The 7,962-nt window shown below is 54.9% G+C and carries 9 protein-coding genes; 5 read left to right on the top strand and 4 right to left on the bottom strand.

Annotated elements, in window-relative coordinates:
• Positions 1–14: 14 nt before the first annotated feature.
• The 3 genes from B2Y33_RS03760 to B2Y33_RS03750 form a co-directional block, all read right to left on the bottom strand.
• Positions 15–278, bottom strand: a complete 264-nt coding sequence (locus B2Y33_RS03760; RefSeq protein WP_049696532.1) for a hypothetical protein — start codon at positions 276–278, stop codon at positions 15–17.
• Between the two features lie 252 nt (positions 279–530).
• Positions 531–659, bottom strand: a complete 129-nt coding sequence (locus B2Y33_RS03755; protein ID WP_003253468.1) for a hypothetical protein — start codon at positions 657–659, stop codon at positions 531–533.
• A 122-nt stretch (positions 660–781) separates the two neighbouring features.
• The gene (locus B2Y33_RS03750) at positions 782–2,479 is read right to left on the bottom strand and encodes a phosphoethanolamine transferase (RefSeq protein ID WP_049696533.1); all 1,698 of its coding nucleotides are present in this window, start codon (positions 2,477–2,479) and stop codon (positions 782–784) included.
• A 490-nt stretch (positions 2,480–2,969) separates the two neighbouring features.
• On the opposite strand from B2Y33_RS03750, the gene B2Y33_RS03745 reads away from it, so the two are divergent.
• The 3 genes from B2Y33_RS03745 (at position 2,970) to B2Y33_RS03735 (ending at position 4,777) form a co-directional block, all read left to right on the top strand.
• Entirely contained in the window at positions 2,970–3,308 is a 339-nt protein-coding gene (locus tag B2Y33_RS03745; protein WP_080992907.1) for a zinc ribbon domain-containing protein, read from the top strand.
• 54 nt (positions 3,309–3,362) lie between these two features.
• The gene (locus B2Y33_RS03740) at positions 3,363–4,268 is read left to right on the top strand and encodes a cation diffusion facilitator family transporter (RefSeq protein ID WP_049696535.1); all 906 of its coding nucleotides are present in this window, start codon (positions 3,363–3,365) and stop codon (positions 4,266–4,268) included.
• Between the two features lie 158 nt (positions 4,269–4,426).
• Positions 4,427–4,777 (top strand): DUF3147 family protein, encoded by a 351-nt coding sequence (locus tag B2Y33_RS03735; RefSeq protein WP_049696536.1) that lies wholly within the window; start codon positions 4,427–4,429, stop codon positions 4,775–4,777.
• A gap of 32 nt (positions 4,778–4,809) precedes the next feature.
• On the opposite strand, the gene B2Y33_RS03730 is transcribed toward B2Y33_RS03735, so the two are convergent.
• Positions 4,810–5,136, bottom strand: coding sequence for a DUF2790 domain-containing protein (locus tag B2Y33_RS03730; RefSeq protein ID WP_049696537.1), 327 nt, complete (start codon positions 5,134–5,136; stop codon positions 4,810–4,812).
• Between the two features lie 689 nt (positions 5,137–5,825).
• Between B2Y33_RS03730 and B2Y33_RS03725 the strand changes: the two genes are divergently transcribed.
• Positions 5,826–6,500, top strand: coding sequence for a heavy metal response regulator transcription factor (locus tag B2Y33_RS03725; protein WP_128611065.1), 675 nt, complete (start codon positions 5,826–5,828; stop codon positions 6,498–6,500).
• Complete coding sequence (locus B2Y33_RS03720) at positions 6,497–7,915, top strand: heavy metal sensor histidine kinase (RefSeq protein ID WP_049696538.1); 1,419 nt, start codon at positions 6,497–6,499, stop codon at positions 7,913–7,915. Before B2Y33_RS03725 ends, B2Y33_RS03720 begins: the two co-directional genes overlap by 4 nt.
• Positions 7,916–7,962 lie beyond the last annotated feature (47 nt).

Raw genomic sequence — 7,962 nt, 5'->3', positions numbered from 1 at the left:
TGAAAAAAAGTGGTTTACAACGTAGCTACGACACGCGCTCTGGCGACTCCCCAGGCCAACGCGCTCGTCATTGATTCGTTCGGCCGGGTGTCGAACGCTTCCTCATACAGCGCGGTTCCCGACGGCGCGTACACACCGATAAACAGCTGCGTTGCGCCTATCCGCGAAAGCCTTACCTGCACGTCGAGATAAGATCCGTCATTCAGGATCTCTTCGTGGGTCCGGTGATGAAGCGTAGGATCTGCCCAGCTCCAATAAACATCTCCGCGCAAACGCATGCAGCCCCCTGCAACCGATGGATAGCGATGGATAGCGATGGATTCCAAGCTAGCCAAAGCGAGGCGGCAATCAAGCCGATCTAAGCTGTTTGTGAGTCGCGCCCGACAAGTGACCACCTTGGAGTGACTTCGAACAGCCCCAATCGATTACGCAAAGCAGAAGACTCACGACGCGGTCCGATTGATCAGCGAGACGGTCGGGAGGGTTTGCACACAGCCAAAAAAAAGCAGCTCCCGAGAGCTGCTTTTTTCTTACTCCCCCTTTTTGTGCTTGTGGGGTTTCAGGTCCGGATGGTCCTTCTGCTTTTCAGGGGTGACTCGCTGCCTTTTGTCCGGAGTGCCATCTTCATTGGTGCGCTTTGGGCCTGGCTTGATGCTCATGCAAAACTTCCTTTTCCGCTTGGGTTGTTGAATGCAGCTATGTAATTAGTCCAGCTTCTCTCAGCTGTCAAAGCAGGCTGGTGCAGAACCGCCTGGCCGATGATCCGGTCCACATCGAACATTCAGAGGCCAGAATAAGAGCCTCCGACAACGGGCTTGCAAGGGGCTGTGAAATCCAGCGCTGAGCGATACGAAGACGTCTGGACGTTCATCATGCCGAGCACGGTGTGGAACAGGTTGTCGTGGCTCAGCGGTGACGTGGTTTGAGCTTTCAAACAACCCACGTTGACCTTTTCGCTCTTCGCGAGCGAGTCAGACATCCAAAGTACCAACGGCACCTTTGTTTGCTCGTCAGGAGCCATCGCGTAAGGCAGCCCGTGCAGATAGAGCCCACCCTCCCCCAGCGATTCGCCATGGTCCGAAACGTACATCAGCGCAGTGTCGAACTTGGTGTTGGCCGCCAGGATATCGATGAGATTTGCAGTCACATAATCGGTGTAGAGGATTGAGTTGTCGTAGGCATTGACCACCTCCTCCTGCTTACATTTGTCGAGCTCGTTGGTCTCGCACACCGGTGCGAATTTCTTGAATTGCGAGGGGTAGCGCTTGTAGTAGGCCGGGCCGTGACTGCCTTTGTAGTGGAGCACCAGGACAGCATCGCCTTCCTGGCGCTTGATGAAGTCTTGCATCTCCGTGAGCAGCACCCCGTCCTTACACTCCTCGCTGGTGCACAGTTGGGAATCCGCGTGAGAGGCAGCCTTGTGGTTGGGAACCCTGTCGCAGACCCCTTTGCACCCCGAGTTGTTGTCAGTCCACATGACACTGATGCCAGCGCGTTGAAGCACGTCGAGCAGCCCTTCTCGGCTCTTGGCCAAGCCATCTTTGTACTGGGCCTTACCCACGTCCAGGAACATGCATGGCAGCGAGACCGCGGTAGCGGTACCGCAGGAGCTCACGTTCGTGAAGCTAATGACATTTCGCTTTTCTAGTTCCGGATTCGTTTCACGGGAGTAGCCGTTGAGGGAGAAGTTGGCGGAGCGAGCGGTCTCTCCTACTGCCAGTACCAGCAGCCTGGGTTTACGAGCCGCACCCTGTCGATTAACTACCGCATCAGTACCAATGGCCGTCAGCGTTTTAGGTGAGGCCAGCTGACGCTTCAGGTATCCATGGCCAGCCGCAAACAAGTTGGTAGGTACCAGGATCAGCCGGATCTCCCGATTATTGCGCAGCAAGGAGGCATACGACTGGTACTGACTCAACGCGATGCCAGATAAGGTCAACAGAGCGAGCGACAGAGCAATGAACCTGCTGACCAAAGCTTTGGCCCAAGACTTGCGCCGGAGGGGAACCCGGGCGATCAGGTAGACGGGCAACACCCCAACCATTGCGACCCAAAGACCGAGCTTCCAATTCAGCAGCTCGGTTGCCTCAGCGACGTCGGTCTCCACAACGTTGGTGAACATTGTGTAATCGATCACGATGCCGTAGGCATTCATGAAGTAACTCGCGAAAGACGCGCTGATCAGTACCAGACACAGCAAGGGTTTGGCCAGCCGCCCCCATGACAGCAAGCTCAGCACGGAAAACACCCACGCGAACACTATGACTGGGAGGCTAGCCGCTAGCAGCCAGTTCACTTCGTCGGTTTTGAATACCAGCTTCCAGAGCACATTCCAGAGCTCAGCATTCGCGAATAGCAGTAACCAAAAAGTTACCAGGCCGATTAGCAGATTAGTACTGATTCCTTCCTGCCGGGCATTGCGAATAGCAAATATCCATTTGCTTAACAGGGTGTAAACAATGGATTTTGAATGTGTCATTATCAAACTCTGAGAGGCTGCTTATCCATGGCGTTCGCTATGGAGTTAGCGGGAGCAGCTATGCAAACCATCGACAGATGCTGAGCGATTGCGCAATGTGCGGAGCGCCAGAGGCCTTAGGTCCCTTGGCGTTGGAGACGCTTAGAATGTGTGAGGCATAGGGATAAAAGAGAAATAAATCTTGCTGAGCGCATTATTTCTGGCACTTGATAACGACACGATGACCTCGTGATTACAATGCTGACAGAAATACAATAACTGCTGTTTTGATTGCCATGATTCGCGCTATGATCAAAATTAGGGGAGCACTGCCCATTCAGCGCAGAGCACCGCTCAGCTAGATAAATTTAACTTCACAAACAAAACGGCTTTGTTTTGTCGTAGGCTAATTCTGAACTTTCACTTGAACTTATAAGTCTTTCTTGCGAGCAGAACATTATTTTCAACTTTTGCTCGTTAATATGTCACCCATCAATGAGGGGCGAATACCATGAGCTTTTTCAAAAATTTCCTGGGCGGACACCATGGCCGTGGAAACCACGGCGGAGGCAAGCACCACAGCGGAGGACATGGGGCCGAGCAATATGACCGCCATGGCCGGCAGCAGGGCTGCGACGGCGGCAACCAGGTGTATGACGGCGGGCGCCCTGCCACTCCAGCCCCCATTAAAGATCTGCAGGCCTGCAGACAGTGCCGGACGGCCAACGATGCGTCAGCACGCTTTTGTCTAAACTGCGGAACACCACTATCGAGTGGTTGCACCGCCTGCGGCTCGTTGCTGAGTGCAGGAGCAAGATTTTGCAGCCAGTGTGGCCAAGCGACGCTCTGAGGCTAGGCAGACAGGAAGGCCAACGAGACCACAACCCTGCGCAAGGAGAAATACGTGGGTTCAAATCATGACCATGGCAGCGCTGCAGTACGCGAGGGGCATCAGAAGAAGCTAATCATGGCGCTCGCCTTGACTGGCAGCTTCATGATTGCAGAAGTGATCGGTGCGTGGATTACCGGCAGCCTGGCGCTGCTGTCGGACGCATCTCACATGTTCACAGATACTGCCGCCTTGGCGATATCACTGATTGCACTTCAGATAGCCAAGCGGCCGGCGGATCAAAAAAGAACCTTCGGCTATGCGCGTCTGGAGATTCTGGCTTCGACGTTCAATGCCGTGCTGCTCTTTCTCGTGGCGATGTACATCTTGTACGAGGCCTACCAGCGCTTCTTCATGCCGGCGGAGATCGCTACCGGAGCGATGATGTGGATCGCAATCGCCGGCCTGATCATCAACCTAATCTCGATGCGCCTTCTGGCATCAGCGAGCAACGAAAGCCTCAACGTCAAAGGAGCCTACCTCGAAGTTTGGAGCGACATGCTCGGCTCGCTAGGCGTAATCATCGCGGCGCTCATCATCCGCTTCACCGGCTGGACCTGGGTCGACACGATTGTCGCTGTGGCAATCGGCCTTTGGGTACTGCCGCGGACGTGGCAGCTGCTTCGCGAAAGCCTGGAAATCCTCATGGAGGGTGTGCCGAGGGGGCTCGACGTTACGGCAATCGAGGCCACGATCCTCGGGGTAGATGGCGTCACGGACGTACATGACTTGCACGTCTGGGCCGTCAGCAGTGGCAGCAACGTGATGACGTCGCACGTTGTAATACGGGATTCTGCAGATGGGGATGCTGTGTTGGCGGCCGTCGTGGAAGCTGTCAGCGATGCATTTGAAATCCATCACTGCACCATCCAGATCGAGCGGGCAGCTTTCCACGAGAGCGTTCCCTCGCCTTCGCACTGATCGATCGGTAAACACCATGCAAACACATCACCCTCCTGGCTGAGGGTGATGCTGCAATAGAAATGCGGTGAGGGATGGCGTAAACGGCAGGAGCGCTTCGAGAGGGGTTGGTGAATGGCTTCGCCTGCCCCCTTCCACAACCTCCAGAAGGCTCAGCGATGGCTTGGATCATCACGAAGTACCTACTCACTGCCGGTATAGTGATTCTCGTATCAGAGCTGGCGAAACGCAGTGACAAGCTGGGCGGCCTGGTCGCCGCCCTACCCTTGGTCACGGTGTTGACGCTGGTCTGGCTCTATTTGGAGAACCAGAGCATGGAGAAGATCTCCAACCATGCCTGGTACACGTTCTGGTACGTGCTTCCGACCCTGCCGATGTTTATCGCTTTTCCGTTGCTGCTACCTAAGCTCGGCTTTTGGCCGACACTGATCAGCAGCATCCTCATCACAATGGCCAGCTTCGGGGGCTTCGTCATACTGCTGCGCCGGTTCGGCATTGAGCTTCTATGATCCGGTGGCCGTAGGGATCATCTTGATGAGTCTTAACGGCTATTAACGCACTCGCCCTTCACCAGGTAGCGAACCATGTGCAGTTCGCCTTTCGAGTCTTCGTAGGTCATCATGCTTCTTACATTCCCGCAGTACCGCACGCTGGGTGATACATACACCAACTTACCAACGTCCAGGTCCATGCCGTAGGCGTAGTCTTCTAGTTGAGGCATGGGCTTTTTTACGCGTTGAGCATAATCCGCAGTAGCCTCTCTAGCAGAACGCTCTATGCGTTGATTGATCTCCATACCGCTTTGGGCATTGGCTGTTAGTGATGTTAAGAGCATAAACACGGCGATCGCTGATACAGTAGTGTTCATAAGAAGTCCCTTAATAAAAAAGCGCCCGTAGGGGGGCGCTAAAATTCACCTACCAAAGGAGCGTATGGTTTACAGGTGAATGCACTGGCGCGAACAACTGCTCGATGCTCTTGCCAAGCTGCTTTGAAATGAGACATTTTCCAAAGCAGCGATGCCTCTTCCGCTCCCCTTAAACTAGCAAAGGAGGCTAACACCAAGATGATCGCGCAATTACAATTTGGACATGTAATAGATTGTAAGATAATTATTCGAGAGAATATCGAATCGCCACGTGAACTAATTTGCAGAAAGGCGCTGCGGTTTGCGGCCGTGCATGGGGTCTGCCTGCGTGGCGCCCTCGACCCAAGGCCAGTACCAGTCCTTGTAAGCTAACGACCGAAATGCTGCCTGTCCTGGCCGATCCCACCTGCCAGGCGAATCTGTCATACACCGCCGCAGGCCCCAGAATCCGCTATGCTTAGGGGTGGAGCCTGCATGACTGTCAGAAATCTTGCGGCTACATTACAAATTTGTAGGATTTCGCCGCGGCCAGCTTCTTCGCGTTAAGATTCAAGCGTCCTCAGGTGACCCGGCGTATGGACAGAGGTAGCGACTACCACATGCCATACCCTCAGCCAAACTTTCGAACAGCCTGCAACCATAATCTTGGCGGATTAGGCCAACTCCTTCCTCACACCTTGAGATAAGTTATGCGCGTTCTAGTTGTGGAAGACGAAATTAAAACTGCCGAATATCTTCAGCAGGGCCTATCCGAAAGCGGGTATGTCGTAGATATCGTGCACAACGCTGTAGATGCCCTGCACTTGTTCAACACTAATGTCTATTCGTTGGTCCTCCTGGACGTGAACCTCCCGGGTATCGACGGTTGGGACCTGCTGGAAACCATCAGGAAAACCAGCCGGGTTCGCATCATCATGCTGACCGCCCGCGGTCGCATCAATGACAAGCTCAAGGGCTTGGACGGCGGCGCGGATGACTACCTCGTGAAGCCCTTCGAATTTCCAGAGTTGCTTGCTCGCATCCGCTCGCTGCAGCGCCGTGGCGATGAATTAGTCGAGAAGAGCTCACTTAAAATTGCAGACCTGGAACTCGACTCGGTGCGCCACCGGGTCTTCCGCGGCGGCACTCGCATCGATCTCACTACCAAGGAGTTTGCGCTCCTGCACCTGCTCATGAGCAGAACGGGCGAAGCGCTGACTCGTTCCCAAATCATCTCGTTGGTGTGGGATATGAATTTCGACTGCGACACCAATGTCATCGATGTCGCCATCCGGCGCTTGCGCTCGAAAATCGATGACCCGTTTGAAACCAAGCTCATTCACACGCTTCGTGGCGTTGGGTACGTTTTTGAGGAACGCGCATGAGGCCATTCAGCCTGGCTGCAAAGCTGGGGTTAAAAGTTGGGTTGATGAGCGCAGCATTGCTGCTTCTGTTCGCCACCTTCGGCTATCTGATGGTTGGCAAGGCTCTGGAAAGAAATGCCAGAGCGGATCTGGAAGTAAAGATGGCGGGGATGGCGCACAACCTGTCCACCATCCCGGACATCTCCGGCGTCAACGCGGATGCGCATCAGCTTGTCGATTTGGTCATGGGCCACAACAACCTGTATGTGAGCATATTCGACACCTCACAGAATCAGACTCCCCTGCTCTCGATTGGCTCGAAACAGGTCAATCTGGAGGTGCACAAGTTTCAGCCGGCAGCCCAGCCCAAAGAGCACGAATGGCGGGATACGCAGGACCGTCCTTTGCTAAGTGCTTCTCGGATCATGCGCTTGGGAGATGGAACAGAGGTCAGCGTCTATATGACCATGGACCAGTCATCCAGTGAGGCACTGCTTGATGCGTTGCTGACTTGGGCCTTGATGATGTCTCCCGTCATCCTCGCGCTGATCCTGGCCATTGGCTGGTGGACTGTGCGCAGAGGCCTGCTGCCGCTGACCAAGTTCCTCAAGATCGCGTCGAAGATCTCAACCGAGAGCCTCGACCATCGCCTTCCAACTGATGGGATGCCGGCAGAACTCAAAATGCTCGCCGACGGGATTAACATCATGCTGGCTCGCCTGGATGATGGGGTTCAGCAGCTATCGCAGTTCTCTGACGACCTCGCTCACGAACTACGGGCACCGCTCTCCAACCTGATGGGCAAGGCCCAGGTTGCCTTGACCAGAGAGCGATCACTTTCCGAGTACCGGGAGGTTCTGGAGTCGTGCACAGAAGAGTTGGACCGCATGAGCCGCATGGTTTCCGACATGCTGTTCTTGGCCCAGGTCAGTCACCCAGCATCCATGGTGGAATTCGAACCCGTGTCCCTGGTCGACGAGGTTCAGCGCGTGTGCGACCTCTTCAGCATTTCGGCAGAGGAAGGCGAGATCCAGTTGCAGATCTCTGGTAGTGATGATGTGGTACGCGGGAACCGTCTGATGGTTCAACGGGCCGTCTCGAACCTCGTGTCGAATGCGATCCGCTACTGCCCTCGCGGCCGCACGGTCTACGTGAAGGTACAGCATAGTGCGAGCGGTACGACGTTGAGTGTTGGAAACCCCGGCCGCGGGATCGCCAAGGAACACCATGCGCACTTGTTTGAGCGGTTCTACCGCGTGGACAAGAGCCGAGCACGGAGCGAAGGCGGTACCGGTCTTGGCTTGGCCATCGTGCAGTCGATCATGAGCCTGCACCAAGGGTCGGCGAGCGTGGAGGTGACCGAAGAAAACTTCACCTGGTTCCACCTTCACTTTCCTGCAGCCCAGTTGATGCAGCCGGCAATGAACGCTGCTTAAACCGCGCAGACATGAATAGGCCCGTCCATCGACGGGCCTTTTTGTTT

It is taken from the genome of Pseudomonas sp. UBA5666 (assembly GCF_002420785.1).
In the GTDB taxonomy this organism is placed as follows: Bacteria; Pseudomonadota; Gammaproteobacteria; order Pseudomonadales; family Pseudomonadaceae; genus Aquipseudomonas; species Aquipseudomonas fulva.
Note: the sequence above shows the minus strand (reverse complement) of the source record. Positions and strands in the feature narration are given on the sequence as shown.

What these genes read in the sequence shown, in the direction of transcription:
- B2Y33_RS03760 (WP_049696532.1), bottom strand. Translation starts at nt 278, where the DNA reads ATGCGTTTGCGCGGAGATGTTTATTGGAGCTGGGCAGATCCTACGCTT.
- B2Y33_RS03755 (WP_003253468.1), bottom strand. Translation starts at nt 659, where the DNA reads ATGAGCATCAAGCCAGGCCCAAAGCGCACCAATGAAGATGGCACTCCG.
- B2Y33_RS03750 (WP_049696533.1), bottom strand. Translation starts at nt 2,479, where the DNA reads ATGACACATTCAAAATCCATTGTTTACACCCTGTTAAGCAAATGGATA.
- B2Y33_RS03745 (WP_080992907.1), top strand. Translation starts at nt 2,970, where the DNA reads ATGAGCTTTTTCAAAAATTTCCTGGGCGGACACCATGGCCGTGGAAAC.
- B2Y33_RS03735 (WP_049696536.1), top strand. Translation starts at nt 4,427, where the DNA reads ATGGCTTGGATCATCACGAAGTACCTACTCACTGCCGGTATAGTGATT.
- B2Y33_RS03730 (WP_049696537.1), bottom strand. Translation starts at nt 5,136, where the DNA reads ATGAACACTACTGTATCAGCGATCGCCGTGTTTATGCTCTTAACATCA.
- B2Y33_RS03725 (WP_128611065.1), top strand. Translation starts at nt 5,826, where the DNA reads ATGCGCGTTCTAGTTGTGGAAGACGAAATTAAAACTGCCGAATATCTT.
- B2Y33_RS03720 (WP_049696538.1), top strand. Translation starts at nt 6,497, where the DNA reads ATGAGGCCATTCAGCCTGGCTGCAAAGCTGGGGTTAAAAGTTGGGTTG.